Raw genomic sequence first — 14,673 nt, forward strand, 5'->3', positions numbered from 1 at the left:
GTTGTATCCGCTGACATCAATTCGCCATATGACTACAGAAACTGGCCCACCGCAATGGTTGAGGTACCTGCCGCCGCAGGTACCGCCTTAATTACTTCTTGACTCGCAGGGGAAGTCCTTGCAAACACAATCGGCCTATAGCCGCCATTACAGCTGCTCCGTCGCCCGCCCAGCGCTTCCGTGAAACTGCATACTGGCGAGGCGACACGATTCTCCAAATATGACATCATGAATAATCTCAGGATTTGATGATAAAATTGATGATGTTTCGCATCAGACTAGGTGATTAATCGGATCCGATTCGCTTTCGCGGAGATACCATGAGAACTACTGTAACAATTGATGACGAACTGTATGAAAGAGCCTTAGAGATGGCTGATCCAAGCATGGATAAATCAGACATTTGGCGCGAAGCATTCAAGACGTTCGTGCGTGTGCAAGCAGCGAAGAGACTTGCCGCGCTGGGCGGTGCTGCCCCTGAAATGCCCGATATTCCGCGCCGCCGTGGGGAGCAAGCTCCTCAATGAGCGTGCTTGTCGATACATCTGTCTGGGTCGAGCATTTTCGAAAACGCAACGAGGCCTTGGTCGAGTTGCTGGCTCTTGATATGACTGTCATTCATCCGATGGTCGTTGTCGAACTCGCTTGCGGCACGCCACCAGCGCCACGTTCCAGATCGTTGAGCGATTTGAAATCACTTCAACAAGTCAACCAGGCAAGCATGAATGAAGTGCTTCAGTTCATCGAACGGGAAAAGTTGTATGGTCTGGGCTGCGGACTGGTGGACATGACTCTGCTTGCATCAACATTGATTACCCCAGGGGCGAAGCTTTGGACGTTAGATAAGCGGCTCGCGACCCTGGCAGAACGGTTCGGCGTCGCGCATCAGGTCAACCTCCATTAATTTGCTATTCAAGCAGTCTTTATCCTGCCGCTGCTGGCTGCGGCCTACCGTCGCCGTAAGCGCCCGGTTGGTGCCAGTTGGAGGATGGATGGGACCTACGTCAGGATCCATGGTGAATGGAAATACCTGTACCGCGCAATCGGCCGGCACGGCTTGCCCGACAAGATCACGATCGATAAGAGCGGCGCCAATACGGCCGCCGTCCAAAGTATGTTGGCCGATACAGGCGCGTCGATCGAACTGCGCCAGGTGAAATATATCAACAACATCGTCGAGCAGGATCATCGCGCCATCAAGCGTATCAACCGGCCCATGCTTGGTTTTCAATCCTTTCGTTGCGCGCGCATTCTGCTGGCCGGTATCGAAATTATGCACATGATCAGGAAGGGCAACTGGATTGTCCCAACGGGCAAGCTGCGCCTGCTGCAGACCAATTCTATTCCTTGGCCACCTGAGCAAACGACACTGCACGCTCTGTCTCGCGCTGACCTCCTTATTGCAACGGAACGAGCCGCCTTGATATCTGCGTCTTGGCGCATCACTTCATTGTATAGAGCACGTTTCGAGTAAGCGCCAAAACGCGCGATAGGGTTCGTGAGCTTGGCAATATTCTCACATCTATACAGCCACTCTGTTCGTATTAGGTAGTTCAGACCTGCCTTCTCTAGAATTCATTGCCACCATACATGACGAAGGAAGTGCCTTCAAGAAAGACATGAAGTTGATACTTCTACAAGCGGTCGAGTCGGCGTTACAAATGTATGAAAATGCCTTGTGGCAAAAGCATTGGGGATCGGGTATTGTTGTTTCTTTATGGAAACAACTTTTTCGCAATTAATGCCGCTCTTGCTCCAACCGACGTACAGTCTCCCCCTCGTTTTTGCAGCACTTTGCATTGCCACTCTGGCGTCCTATACGACTTTGGACCTGGCTGGCAGGATTTCAGCACTCGGCAAATCATCGCAACGACGCCCATGGCTGGCTGGTGGTGCTATCTCAATGGGCCTCGGCATATGGTGCATGCATTTTGTTGGCATGCTGTCGTTTTCACTGCCAATCCCTCTCGGCTATGACTTAAGCATCACATCGATTTCGCTACTGATTGCGATACTGATTTCCTACTTCGCCCTAGACTTAGTAACAGTAACGCGCGGCGGTCTTTCAGTTGTACGCCTCGGAATGAGCGGCACCTTGATGGGATTCGGTATCGCAGGCATGCATTACACAGGCATGGCGGCGATGAAAATGAATCCAGGGATTCAATACAAACCGCTCATCTTCGCGCTTTCGATCCTCATTGCGGTCGTGGCTGCTACTGCTGCGCTTTGGATCGCCTCTACGCTGCGCAGCAACAAGATCAAACGGGTATTCGTGTGGCGTGTGGGCGCAGCATTGATCATGGGATGTGCCATTGTTGGCATGCATTACACGGGAATGGCAGCAGCCGATTTTCCTGTCGGGTCGGTCTGCATGGCTTCATCAGGAATCAGCACAAATTGGTTGGCGATCACGATAGCAGGATCGACCTTCAGCATCTTGACGATTACCCTGGTTCTGTCGGTGCTCGATGCGCGTTTGCAGGTGAAGACGACTGCCTATGTACAATCGCTCAAGAGTGTCAATGAAAAATTGCAATATCAGGCAATGCACGATGCGCTGACCGGCTTGCCAAATCGAGTGTTGCTGTTTGAGCGCATTCAGCTCGCAATTGACAGCTCAGAGAGGACACAGAAGCAATTCGCTCTCTATTTCATTGACCTCGACGGCTTCAAGGCGATCAACGATTCCCTAGGGCATGCGGCAGGCGACAGCGTCCTGAAGGAACTGGCATGCCGGCTCAAGAATGCCGTACGCAAGGAGGACATTGTGGCGCGTCTGGGCGGTGACGAATTTGTCGTCATGGTAGGGAATATTCCAGATGCCGGCATGGCAAGCCATATCGCAGAAAAGTTATTTGAGTGCTTCAAAACACCACTGATTCCGGACCAAGCCACCTTGCCCATTTCACCGAGTATCGGAATTGCGGTTTATCCGGACGATGGCACCACCGTGGATGACTTGGTCAACCACGCAGACACTGCGATGTATGAAGTCAAGGCGAGTGGCCGCAACAATTACCGCTTTTTTGAAGCGTCAATGAACGTGGCGATGAAGCGGACGATCGAGATTCAACGCAGTCTGTCTGCCGCGATAGGGAATGGCGAGTTTTTTGTACAGTACCAGCCAAAGTTCGACTGCGCCCATGGCCAGCTACTTGGCGCCGAAGCACTGCTACGCTGGCAACACGGCACACTAGGGCTTATTTCGCCGGCCGAGTTCATCCCTATCGCCGAGCGCACGGGTCAAATCATTGAGCTCGGCAGATGGGTCATTGATGAAGTATGCCGGCAGATGCATGCCTGGCAAAACGCCGGTTTAAAGCACCTTAAGGTGGCGATTAACCTGTCGCAAATCCAATTGCGTTCTTCAAGCATTGTTGACGATATCCTCGACATTACTGCTATACATGACATTAGCCCGTCCCTGTTGATGTTCGAAATTACCGAGACGGTGGCCATGCAAGACGCGGAAACAACCATGTCTGCCATCAGAAGGCTGCAAGATGCCGGATTCGAGCTTGCGATTGACGACTTCGGTACGGGGTACTCCAGCTTGAGCTATCTGCAGCAGTTCGGCGTACAGCAAATGAAGGTCGATCGCAGCTTCATCAACAATTTGACGACAAATGAAAAGGGACAGTCGATTGTGGCCGCAATCATCCGTCTCGCCCATTCCTTGAATATGGAAGTGGTGGCGGAGGGCGTTGAAACCGAAGCGCAATTGGCATTACTAAAGGAACTGAAGTGCGATCAAACGCAGGGATACTTGCTCGGCCGCCCGATGGGCGTGCCGGAGTTCATGGTACTCATGCAACCACTGTCACAAGATTTTGGTAACGCCAGCAAGGTGTCCGATCTACCTGCTGAGATAGGCTAGTCCGCGGAATTTGCGCAATATGTTGTTTAAGTTGAATAGTGCCTTTCACTTTCAATGTGACAGCATCCGACCAGATGCCAGCCACTGTCGAAGTCTAAGCTGACTGATGACATTGATGGCTGACTGCGCAGGCAGCGTACCGATTTCAGCGTAGGACGAACTCAGTTGCCAGCATTTCGCTGATGCGGTGTCGTGCGAAGGGGTCAGCGCTGTCGACATAGCGCATAGCCGAATGCACGTCCTTCCAGCCAACATACTCCATCAGGGTTTTGACCTCCCAGCCGTTGGCACTGGCCCAGGTGGCAAAGCCGCGTCGCAGCGAATGGCCGCTATAGAGTTCAGGCGACACAACCCCAGCTTCCTTCAGGATCGAGCGCAGTAACGGCACCAAACTATCGATGTGCAAGCCTTCGTCACTCACATGCCCCCAGCGATCAATGCCACGGAAAACCGCTCCCTCACTGATCCGTGTCGCATCGACCCATGCAAGATAAGCCTCCACCGGGCAGAGTCGCGCGAGGGCCGGCGCCTTGAACGTTGTCCCCCTGACCTGACGATCGGTTTTGGTGACGGGGAAATAGCAAGTCATTCCTTCTCCAGGCACCACTTCGACGTGTTCGGCACGCAGCCGAGTCAGTTCATCGCCCCGAAAGCCACGCCAGAACCCGAGCAGCAGCAGCGCCCGGTTGCGCAGGTGGCGCAGCTCTGCACCGCGGTCGTGACTGGTTTTTGCCATAGCGATGGCCGATGCGAGCCAATGATCGACTTGTCCCAACTGTTCAAGCTGCAGTGGCCTGGCGCGTTTTTCCTGCACAGGGTGCAGCACCTGAATGCCCTTGAGTACTTTGCGGACGACTGGCGCCTTGGTCGGGTCCGGAAAGCCCTGATCCAGGTGCCATTGGGCGAGGGCGGCGAGCCTCTGGCGCAGCGTATTGACCGACAGCGTTTCGGCATGGTGGACGAGGTAACGGGCGACGCTCTCGGCGGTCGCCGGTAAAAAGCCGCCCCATTCGACTTCGAAGTGGCGTACTGCACCCTGATAAGCCTTGCGGGTGTTATCGCGGGTGGCGGCATTTACGTATTGGTCGAGCTTGGTCATTCTGTCGCTGCGGGAACAGGGATTACAGGGCGGATGGTGAAAATATACCGGAAAATCGGCATCATCTTGGATAATCACCGATTATCCGACTATAGAAATTAAATCGTAAAGGCGTCATAAATATCGATTTGCCGTATGTAATAACGTATCATGTAACGTGTAACGATATATTGGGGAAGGCAGATGGGGCGCTCAGGGCTATATAAATCAGACGTTAAACAGGCACGCGACATTTTGCTCGCGCAGGGCAAGCATCCCTCCGTCGATGCCGTACGTATTGCCCTTGGCAATACCGGCTCGAAAACGACCATCCACAAGTACCTGCGCGAGCTTCAGGAGGGGGAGGGTGTCGACCGCAAAGCGTCGATCAGCGAAGTCTTGCAGGACCTGGTGGAGCGGCTGGCTGGCCAATTGCAGGCCGAGGCCAATGAAAAGCTCGACGAGGCGAACGTAAGGCATCAGGAGCAGACTCGCGCGCAGGCAGAGTTAATCGCCACGTTACGCACCGAGTTAGCAGCGATCACAGAACGTCTGGACCAAACCAATGGCGCTCTGACACAAGAACAGGGTGCCCACGCCAGCACGCGCGAAGCTCTGCACGACCTGACCGTTGACCACCGTGCGGCAGAGCAGCGTATCGTCGGCCTGGAAGAGCGACTCCATGAAAATGAACAGCACCGCCAGTCTCTGGAGCAAAAACACGAACATGCACGACAGTCGCTGGAACATTACCGTAGTTCGGTCAAGGAACAGCGGGAGCAGGACCAACGCCGGCATGAACAGCAGGGGCAGCAGTTACAGGCGGAGATGAGGCAGCTGCAGCAGTCGCTGGTGGTCAGGCAGGAAGAGGTGACACGGCTGAATCAGGAAGGCGTGCGCTTGGTGTCGGACCTGTCGCATACTAGGAAAGCCCTGCATGACGAGCAGGCTAATAACAGGCAGCTTGTGCAGAGGCTGGAGACACTGCAGCAAGCGGAACATCGAGCACAGGTCGTCCAAGTGCACTTGGCAGAACAGACCGCGTTGTCCGAGCGTCTGGTTGAGCAATTGAACGCGGCTAAGGCGGAAGGGGAAGGGTTATCAAGGAAAATACGAGAGATGGAGCTGTCACTCGGGTAGTGTCAGAAATTCTGTGTGCTGAGGTCGGTTTAAAAAATCTCAGTGCAGTGCGTTCGTGAATCGTTCGCCGAACAGGATGGCAAACTGATTGGCCGCCTGCTTCCATGTGATAGGCGGCATCTTCCAGTCTTTCTGGATATTGCGCAAGGCCAGATAGAGCAGCTTGGTGGCGGCCTCGTCACTCGGGAAGTGGCCGCGATTTTTGACGATTTTGCGCAGCTGCATGTGCATGCTCTCTATGGCGTTGGTGGTGTAAATGATTTTCCGCACCTCGAGTGGATACGCAAAGAACGGGATGACCTGCTCCCATTGCCGCTGCCACATCGCGGGCACCGTCGGGAAGCGCTTGCCCCAGTCGCTTTCGGTAAACATCTGCAAAGCAGACGCTGCTGCATCAGCAGTGGCTGCCTGATAGATCGGCTTGAGGGCTGCTGCCAGCGCCTTGCGGTCTTTCCAGCTCGCCAGGCTCAATGAATTGCGGATCAGATGCACGATGCAGGTCTGGATCTGCGCCTGCGGATACACCGCCTCGATCGCTTCCGGGAAGCCGCGCAAGCCGTCCACGACCGCGATCAGGATGTCCTGCAGGCCGCGGTTCTTCAGTTCGTTGAACACCTTGAGCCAGAACTTGGCGCCTTCAGTCTGCTCGATCCACAGCCCCAGCACTTCCTTCTTGCCGTCGGCCCGGATGCCCAGTGCCAGGTACACTGCCTTGTTCTTGACCGTGCCTTCGTCGCGGATCTTCAATCGCATCGCGTCGAAATACACGATCGGATACATCGCCTCCAGCGGCCGCTGCTGCCATTGCTCGACCTCGGCCAGCACTTCGTCGGTGATGGTGGAAATCAGGTCGGGCGACACGTCCAGCCCGTACAGCTGCTGCAGATGGCCCTGGATCTCGCGCACGCTCATGCCGCGTGCATACATGCTGATGACGTGGTCGTCGAAGCCCGGTAGGCGGCGCTGGTACTTGGCTACCAGCTGCGGCTCGAACGTGGCTTGCCGGTCGCGTGGAATGTCCAGGCTCAGTTCGCCGTTTGGCGTGATGACGGTCTTGGAACTGCTGCCGTTGCGATGGTTGCCGGCTTTGCCCTGTTTGGCTTCAGTGTCGAGGTGGTGGCTTAGCTCGGCGGCCAGCATGCGCTCGGCCAGCTGCTTCTTGAGCTGGCCCGCCACTCCGGATTCGCCGAGAATTGATTCGGCATCCTTGTTCTGGACCTGGGCCAGCAGTTGATCGATCAGTTCATCCGGAAAAAGCTTCGGCGCCTTCGGTTTCTTGGTCGTGCTCATCACTACGGTCATGGTGTTTCCCTTTCGGTATCATCTCATGACCTCTTGTCACACAGAAAATCTGACAGGCTCGTCACTCGCGGCTACGCACGCCAAATTGGAATCTCAACAAGCATTGACTGATGAGCTGCGCAACTATCTGAGCCATCAACGGCAGACTAATACGGATTTGGAAAAGTGATTCTCCATATTTGTTGGATATGGCGGAATGTTGCTTCGGTGGAGTGTATGACTGCTTCGTAACTAGTAGGTCGGAGGTTCGACTCCTCTCATCAGCACCAAAAGTTCCTTAGAGATAACTGCCTTACAGTTACGCTTGTAAGGCATTGTTTATTCATCTCAACCACAACACGGGTTGTACCACAAAACGGCGCGCCGGCTCTCACCGCAGCGGCACCACGCGTTCCCCCGTTGCGTCGGTAGCACCGCTCGGTGGTCCTGCCATCCGTATGTGCGAGCAGCTTCTGCGCGTGCTCTAGACTGGGCGCATCCGAAGCACATTTCGCGCGGAGGTTATGCTGCGTGAACGAATCCCTTTAGATGTGTCTCCGTCAGCAGCCGCACAATGTAACGTCGCCGTACGCGCAGACCGTCTCCATGAAAACAGCCGGTTACAGGATCGGTTCTCAGGAATATTCAGATGGTGCGACGTTCTATATAAATTCTATATAAAATATGGTCATAACTGAGATCAGTGTCATGCTGATCGAGTAGGTGGAACGAATGACGTTCGTATCAAATTCGTTCCGGCCGGCATATTCGAGGCCGGAACCATGCGATGTAGACGCTGCTGTTGCCGCCCACCACGACACGTGGGGCCGCGTCTGATGGTCGTATGGCCACATCATTCGACACGGGGAAAACTGCGATACCCCTATCTCTGTCAGCCCCTTTAATAACCAACGCTACCGAAGGTCGCGCCGGAGGATCTTTCCAGTTGGCGTCTTTGGTAACTCGTCTACTATGACTACTTTCCGCGGATACTTGTAAGCCGCCATCCTTTCTTTACAAAAGCACATCAGCTCGACCGGGTCAAGCGACATGCCTGGTTTCAGGGAGACCACTGCCTTCACGGTCTCGCCGCGATAGTCGTCCTTGACACCCACTACCGCTGCTTCGCGGACTGCCTCGTGAGTGTAAATCACATCCTCTACTTCCTTCGGCCAGACTTTATATCCGGAGGCATTAATCATATCCTTCTTGCGGTCCACGATAAACAGCCATCCCTGGCTGTCCATGTAGCCCACATCCCCGGTACGCAGATAGTCCTGAAAGAACGCTTCCGTGGTCGCATCCTCGCGCTGCCAGTAGCCGGCGACAACCTGCGGCCCGCGTAAAAAAATCTCGCCCACTTCATTCGGCGGCAAGGGTTTGCCCGCTTCGTCCGCGATATACACATCTGTGCCAAATACCGGCACGCCAATGGCACAGGCACCGTTCTTGTCGACCGGCGTCATCCGGTCGCGCGGTACTGCGACCGCGAGCGAAGTGCTTTCGGTAAGTCCGTAGGTATTGCGAATGCCAATGCCGAACTTGCGGTCGAACTGCTCGACGACAGTTGCCGGGACGGGAGCGCCGCCAGTGTAGATTTTCTTAATGCTCTGCAAATGTTCAGTCCGGACATCGGGCGAATTCATGATTGCAATGAAGGCGGTAATGGCGCCGACGGCAAACTCGGCCTGATGCTCTGCCGCGCTTTCGGCTATCACTGCCGGATGAAAGCGTTTCGACAGTATCAGCGGAGAGGCGGTTGCGAAAGCCGCACCGATGTGGCCGACCAGGCCGGTGATGTGGAACAGCGGTGCAATACCGAGTATGGGACCGCCGCCCCGCAGGTCCATCCAGGCGCGCCATATGTCGGCGTCGAAAGAGAAGTTGCGGTGCGAGACGACCGCGCCTTTTGGTATGCCGGTGGTGCCCGAGGTGTAGACAATCATGGCCGGCGTTTCTCCGTCCAGTCGCGTACGCAGCTGCGCCGCTACAAATCCGGAACCGAGAATTTCCAGCATATCGTGGGTGCCGTCGCAGCGTTCCGGTTCCGGGTCGCCCAATACACGCGCATCGTTCCGATTCTGGAAGTCGCGCGTGGAAGTCGTGACTACACACATTCCAGGGAAGTGCTGCAATACCTTGCCTGCAACATCTTCGTACAGGTCACGGTGCGTCAACACGACGCGAGCACCGCTATCCTCCAGCAGCAGCTTGAGCTCCCGATCGCGGTTCATCGGGTTGATACTCACGCCGATGGCGCCAATCTTCCACGTCGCCAGCAGGCCGATCAAAAATTGCGGCACGTTCTGCAGATAAAACGCGACCCGGTCACCTTCTACGATGCCTTGCTGCAGCAGGAAGCCGGCAAACGCGTCGGAAAGGCGATCGAGTTCCGCGTAACTCAGTGTGCGATCGAAATAATGGAGTGCGGCGCTGTCGCCGGCGGCGTGCAGCGCATGTCGGAACAGGGAAAGCCCGTCGGTGTAACGGGCGACGAAGGGCTTCTGCCTATCGGTGGGCAGATACAGCGAAAGCCACGGGCGCGGCAGATTGTCGGTCATACAAGCTCTTCAGGACAGGAAAGCGGAGGAGGGCGTTCATGCGACACGCCCCCTGATGAAGACTGAAGATGATGCGTCAGGCGCGCTTACGACGCCGGGCGCTTCATCTTGCAGACCGTCGGCTGTGTTGCGACCTCCGCCGGAATTTTCTTTTCCGTCTTCCATCCGAACCCGGTTCCTTCCTGGTCAAACTTGACATCCTTATCGCCTGCCTTCGACCATACCGCAATGTACAACGGTTGCTGCAACTGGTGATCAGCGGCGCGCATGGTGACATCCCCGTTCAGGCTCTTGACGGTCATGCCTTCCATCTTCAGCGCCACTTTCACCGGGTCGGTCGTTTTTGCGTCACGTATCGCCTTGCTCATCATGGTGACGGCCGAGTGGGTCTGCATCCAGGTATAGTCATCGTTGAACTTCGTCTTGAATGTCTCCACGATGTCCTTTCCTGCGCCGGATTCATTGTTGACGTTCCATACGCCGACATACTTGACCTTGCCCGCCCCGGCGCTACCCATTGCGGTGGGCGCGCCCTTGAGGACCGCGTAATACGTATAGAAGTTGGCGTCCACGCCGGCATCCTTGGCCGCCTTGATCAGCAGGGACAAGTCGGCGCCCCAGTTGCCGGTAATGACGGTATCCGCTCCCGATGCCTTGATCTTGCTGACATACGGCGCAAAGTCCTTTACCTGCCCGATAGGATGAAGATCGTCGCCGACAATCTCCACATCCGGCCGCTTTCCTTTCAGGTACTCTTTTGCAGACCGGCTTACAGAACGCCCGAATGCGTAGTCCTGACCGATGATGTAGACCTTTTTGATGTTCTTGTCCTGCGACATATGCTCGACCAGAGCCTGCATCTTCATATCCGAGTTCGAATCGAAGCTAAAATGCCAGAAGCTGCATTTTCCGTTGGTGAGCTCCGGGTCCACCGCGCCATGATTGATATAGATGACTTCCTTACCCGGATTGCGCTCGTTGTACTTGTTGATGGCATCGATCAATGCCAGCCCCGCGCCGGAGCCGTTGGCCTGCGCGATATAGCGGAACCCGCCGTCAATCGCGCGTTTGAGCTGGTTCAGGCTTTCCTGCGGGCTGGCCTTGTTGTCGAAGGGAACGAATTCCAATGTATGCTCGCCCGCCCATTTTTCCTTGTTGGCGATCTCTGCCATGATCTGCCAGCTTTTCAACTGGTTTTCACCGAGCGCGGCGAAGGGGCCGGAAAGCGGATCGATGACGGCAATCTTCACGGTATCTGCCATTGCCGATGAGGCGACCAGGGCGAGGGTCGCGAGCTTGACGGGAACGAGGTATCGAAGGGGGGTGTGCACAGTTGTCTCCTTTGCCTGAAGGCGTGTTGTATTGAGTGTCTGTTTTGAGTCCATTACAGAAACTAGCGTGACGAGCCGCGCAAGTCTTGTGTTAACTGGCTAGATTTCCCCTGCCATGCGTTAACGCAATTTTCCATGGCGGTAAGCTACTGGGCATCCGCAATCATGTTAAGAAATGGATATGGCCCTACCGCTGCAGGAGCGGCATGGGCGAAGGCCTGAAGCCCTTCGCAAGGTGGGGTTCCCTGCCCTCATAACTTGGGACGCTTCATCTGGCACGAGCTCGGCAGCGCCGAGACGCGAGAATCCATCCTGGCGTCGGTCTTCCAGCCGTAGCCAGTGTTCTCATGATCGTATTTCACGTCCTGGCCGTTTACCTTGGTCCAGGTGACCATGTAAAGTGGCTGCAAGAGCTGGTGGTCCTGCTTGCGCATTTCGACCTCGCCATTGAGGCTCTGCACCTTCATGTCTTCCATGGCGAATGCGAGCTTCACAGGGTCGGGCGAATTGGTCGCCTTGATGCCTTTTGCAAGCAATGCGATGCCGGCGTAGGTGGCCGACGAAAAGAAGTCGTCGTTGTATTTTTTCTTGAAGGCTTCCACGATTTCCTTGCCGGCGAAGGTCTCGTTGTTCGGATGCCAGTAGGGAAGGGACTTAACCCTGCCAGCGCCAGCCGAGCCCAGCGCTGCGGGGGTGCCGGGACTGCTGGCGAAATAGGTAAAGAATGCCGCGTTCAGGTTGCCTTCCTTGGAGGCCTTGATGAGCAGGGCAAGGTCGGAGCCGGCATTGCCGGTAACCACCGCATCAGCGCCCGAGGCGGCGATCTTGCTGATGTAAGGGGTGAAATCTTTTACCTGTCCGAATGGATGCAGGTCGTCGCCCACGATCTCGATATCTGGCCGCTTGCGCTTGATCGTCTCTTTGGCCGCCCGGCTTACCTGCTGCCCAAAGGCGTAGTTGGGATTAATCACATAGACCTTCTTGATGCTCTTGTCCTCAGCAATGAAGGAGCTGAGCGCTTCCATGCGCATATCGGAGTGGGCATCAAGACGGAAATGCCAGAAACTGCATTTGCTGTTGGTCATGTCCGGATCACCGGCCGAGGTGTTCAGATAGATCACTTCCTTGCCTGGGTTGCGCTCGTTGTGCTTGTTGATCGCATCGATCAGCGCCAGTCCCGCGCCCGACCCGAATCCTTGTGCCACATAGCGATACCCCTGATCAATTGCGGTCTTGAGCATCACCAGCGTTTCCTGCGGGCTCGCCTTGTTGTCGAACCCGACCACCTCGAAGGTGTGATCGCCCGCCCATTTGTCACGGTTGGCGATCTCGGCCACCATCTGCCAGCTCTTGAGCACGTTCTGCCCGGTCGTGGCAAAGCTGCCGGAAAGGGGATCGATGTAGGCGATCTTGACAGTGTCGGCAAGGGCGAGCGAAGCGCCTGAGAGGGCAGTCGCGCAGAGCACGACGCGGAGGTTGCGGGCAAGGATGGACATGGGTTTATCCTTCAATGGAAGAAAGGGGGGAGTTGGCCTGGCCGGCAAGCCGCTCGGCCAAGGCTTGTTCGAGTTCGTGGCGCTTGATCTTTCCGGTGGTGCTGCGCGGTAGTTCATCGTCGCGCACAAACAGAATGTCTTTCGGTAGCTTGTAGCTTGCGATCCTGCCACGGCAGGCGTCAATGACTTCGGCGGCTTGCAGCGCGGGGTCGGACTTGACGACAAAAGCGACGGGCACTTCGCCCCACTTCGGATCGGTTCTACGTACGACGACCGCATCGGCGATGCCGGGCTGGGACAGCAGAACGCGCTCGATTTCCGCCGGATAGATGTTTTCGCCGCCGGACTTGATCAGGTACTTCCGGCGGTCAACATAATCGAGCTTGCCATTCGGATTGCGGATGAAGACATCGCCCATATGAAACCAGCCGTCCCGGAAATCTTCCTCGGTTTCCTTCGGTGAACCCCAATAGCCGCTGAACAGGGTGGGGCCGCGTACTGCCATCTCCCCAGGCATCCCGTCCGGCACTTCCTTGCCGTCGGCATCGACCAGCCGGACGATGCAATGCGAACTCTGCTCCTTTGGCAGCGTCGCTGGCATGACGCCAACCGGAATCATTGCACGGCTGGCAGGGGGTGCTCCGGTTTCGGTGGCGCCGAAGGAATTCAGGAAAGGGGCCTGCAGCAGCGTGGTAATGCGGGCGATCTGTTCACGCGGAACGAGGTCGGCCATGCAGCCCAGCGTGCGCACGCCCTGCGCCTTGATGCCGCTGCGCTGCAGCTCGTCGATCACAAGGTCGATCATCCCGGGGATCAGGGTGAGATGGCCGATTTTTTCCTGCGCGAGGCAGGATACGAGCGCCGGCACATTCAGGCCGTCCATCACGATCACCGTGCCGCCGGTCATCAACGTGGCCAGCGCCTGGTCTGTCGACACCATGTGAAACAGCGGAGCCCAGGCAATGAAGGTATCAGCGGGTTGCAATAGGCCGTCGAGCCGCGCAACGGTCATGCGGGCGATCATTGCCCGCTGGCTGATCAGGGCGCCTTTCGGCAGGCCCGTCGTGCCGCTCGTGTAGAGGATGATCATGCCGTCTTCCGGGTCGAGCGGCTGGTCCGGCGCACGCGCCTCCGGGGATGCCTGTTCGAGCATGGCCTCATAACCATCCTCGAACAGAATCACCGTATCGATGCCGTGCGAGATGCGCTCAAGGGCCGGAGCATGTCGTGTCGAGGCGATCACGAGGCGCGGGGACACGAGCCTGATGCAATGTTCCAGTTCGCTGTCGGCCTGCCGCCAGTTCTGGCAGGCGAGGATGGCGCCCATCTTGGCGGCGGCAATTTCGAGTTCGATGTATTCCGGGCGGTTCTCGGCCAGGATGGCGATTCGGTCGCCGTGGCGGACACCGCGCTTGGCAAGCGCATTGACCAGGCGGTTGGTGCGCTGGTCGAGTTCGGCGTAAGTGAAGGTACGGCTGCCGTCCTTGAGCGCATCGCGCTCCGGATGGCGTGCAACCTGCTGCGCGAAGAATTCGGGAAGGCACGGGTTGGCGGCGCGTCGGACGAGCACGCCGGCCGGCGTTGTAGTCTCCATCAGGTCTCCTTATTGGGCAGTCGCAGCGGACTTCCCGTGCCGCGTTCATTCCGGCGGGATTTATTCCAGGCCAATCTAACATGGCCCGCAGAAACGAACTTGTGAAAACATGCTATCGCGGTAACCGGCACAGGCACAAACCGGACGGCGGATCATAACCAAGCACTTGTTTGGTACGTCTAGGCCTTTCCGTCCGCTCATGCTTTGTGAACTGCGATTTCTGCTGTCCCTTCAGTAGCGGCGCTTTGATGAACGTACGGGCAGGATCTTTGACATTTCTCAAACCCGACATCAAACCAAGCAGTTGCTTTG

The 14,673-nt window shown here is 56.3% G+C and carries 10 protein-coding genes and 1 pseudogene; 5 read left to right on the forward strand and 6 right to left on the reverse strand.

Translation table 11 applies throughout. The annotated features are described in order from the left end of the window. Positions 1–320: 320 nt before the first annotated feature. From ACFQUU_RS23525 to ACFQUU_RS23540, 4 genes and pseudogenes are all read left to right on the forward strand, one after another. Positions 321–527: a type II toxin-antitoxin system VapB family antitoxin gene (locus tag ACFQUU_RS23525; RefSeq protein WP_382250556.1), complete on the forward strand. Its 207-nt coding sequence runs from the start codon at positions 321–323 to the stop codon at positions 525–527. After that, positions 524–904 (forward strand): type II toxin-antitoxin system VapC family toxin, encoded by a 381-nt coding sequence (locus ACFQUU_RS23530; protein WP_382250557.1) that lies wholly within the window; start codon positions 524–526, stop codon positions 902–904. Before ACFQUU_RS23525 ends, ACFQUU_RS23530 begins: the two co-directional genes overlap by 4 nt. 12 nt (positions 905–916) lie before the next feature. After that, a pseudogene (locus ACFQUU_RS23535) lies at positions 917–1,359 on the forward strand (transposase); the annotation flags it as partial. A 382-nt stretch (positions 1,360–1,741) separates the two neighbouring features. Further along, positions 1,742–3,880 (forward strand): putative bifunctional diguanylate cyclase/phosphodiesterase, encoded by a 2,139-nt coding sequence (locus tag ACFQUU_RS23540; protein WP_382250558.1) that lies wholly within the window; start codon positions 1,742–1,744, stop codon positions 3,878–3,880. A gap of 145 nt (positions 3,881–4,025) precedes the next feature. On the opposite strand, the gene ACFQUU_RS23545 is transcribed toward ACFQUU_RS23540, so the two are convergent. Then, a complete protein-coding gene (locus tag ACFQUU_RS23545; protein ID WP_382250559.1) occupies positions 4,026–4,979 on the reverse strand; it encodes a site-specific integrase in 954 nt (317 codons plus the stop codon). A gap of 183 nt (positions 4,980–5,162) precedes the next feature. Between ACFQUU_RS23545 and ACFQUU_RS23550 the strand changes: the two genes are divergently transcribed. Next, positions 5,163–6,098 (forward strand): DNA-binding protein, encoded by a 936-nt coding sequence (locus ACFQUU_RS23550; protein WP_382250560.1) that lies wholly within the window; start codon positions 5,163–5,165, stop codon positions 6,096–6,098. A 39-nt stretch (positions 6,099–6,137) separates the two neighbouring features. Here the strand turns inward: ACFQUU_RS23550 and ACFQUU_RS23555 are convergent, their stop codons facing one another. From ACFQUU_RS23555 to ACFQUU_RS23575, 5 genes are all read right to left on the reverse strand, one after another. Next, a complete protein-coding gene (locus ACFQUU_RS23555; protein WP_382250604.1) occupies positions 6,138–7,388 on the reverse strand; it encodes an IS256 family transposase in 1,251 nt (416 codons plus the stop codon). 905 nt (positions 7,389–8,293) lie between these two features. Next, a complete protein-coding gene (locus tag ACFQUU_RS23560) occupies positions 8,294–9,940 on the reverse strand; it encodes a class I adenylate-forming enzyme family protein (protein ID WP_382250561.1) in 1,647 nt (548 codons plus the stop codon). Between the two features lie 86 nt (positions 9,941–10,026). After that, entirely contained in the window at positions 10,027–11,202 is a 1,176-nt protein-coding gene (locus ACFQUU_RS23565) for a branched-chain amino acid ABC transporter substrate-binding protein (RefSeq protein ID WP_382250605.1), read from the reverse strand. A 320-nt stretch (positions 11,203–11,522) separates the two neighbouring features. Further along, positions 11,523–12,767 (reverse strand): branched-chain amino acid ABC transporter substrate-binding protein, encoded by a 1,245-nt coding sequence (locus ACFQUU_RS23570; protein WP_382250562.1) that lies wholly within the window; start codon positions 12,765–12,767, stop codon positions 11,523–11,525. Between the two features lie 4 nt (positions 12,768–12,771). Beyond that, positions 12,772–14,361 carry a class I adenylate-forming enzyme family protein gene (locus ACFQUU_RS23575; RefSeq protein ID WP_382250563.1) on the reverse strand — a complete coding sequence of 530 codons (1,590 nt, stop codon included), beginning with the start codon at positions 14,359–14,361 and terminating at the stop codon, positions 12,772–12,774. Between the last annotated feature and the right edge of the window lie 312 nt (positions 14,362–14,673).

Origin of the sequence: Herbaspirillum sp. GCM10030257 (assembly GCF_042666555.1) — a bacterium.
Classification (GTDB): domain Bacteria; phylum Pseudomonadota; class Gammaproteobacteria; order Burkholderiales; family Burkholderiaceae_D; genus Noviherbaspirillum.

Excerpts from the sequence above, each read along its gene's own strand:
- ACFQUU_RS23525 (WP_382250556.1), top strand. The coding sequence starts at position 321 with ATGAGAACTACTGTAACAATTGATGACGAACTGTATGAAAGAGCCTTA.
- ACFQUU_RS23530 (WP_382250557.1), top strand. The coding sequence starts at position 524 with ATGAGCGTGCTTGTCGATACATCTGTCTGGGTCGAGCATTTTCGAAAA.
- ACFQUU_RS23540 (WP_382250558.1), top strand. The coding sequence starts at position 1,742 with ATGCCGCTCTTGCTCCAACCGACGTACAGTCTCCCCCTCGTTTTTGCA.
- ACFQUU_RS23545 (WP_382250559.1), bottom strand. The coding sequence starts at position 4,979 with ATGACCAAGCTCGACCAATACGTAAATGCCGCCACCCGCGATAACACC.
- ACFQUU_RS23550 (WP_382250560.1), top strand. The coding sequence starts at position 5,163 with ATGGGGCGCTCAGGGCTATATAAATCAGACGTTAAACAGGCACGCGAC.
- ACFQUU_RS23555 (WP_382250604.1), bottom strand. The coding sequence starts at position 7,388 with ATGAGCACGACCAAGAAACCGAAGGCGCCGAAGCTTTTTCCGGATGAA.
- ACFQUU_RS23560 (WP_382250561.1), bottom strand. The coding sequence starts at position 9,940 with ATGACCGACAATCTGCCGCGCCCGTGGCTTTCGCTGTATCTGCCCACC.
- ACFQUU_RS23565 (WP_382250605.1), bottom strand. The coding sequence starts at position 11,202 with ATGGCAGATACCGTGAAGATTGCCGTCATCGATCCGCTTTCCGGCCCC.
- ACFQUU_RS23570 (WP_382250562.1), bottom strand. The coding sequence starts at position 12,767 with ATGTCCATCCTTGCCCGCAACCTCCGCGTCGTGCTCTGCGCGACTGCC.
- ACFQUU_RS23575 (WP_382250563.1), bottom strand. The coding sequence starts at position 14,361 with ATGGAGACTACAACGCCGGCCGGCGTGCTCGTCCGACGCGCCGCCAAC.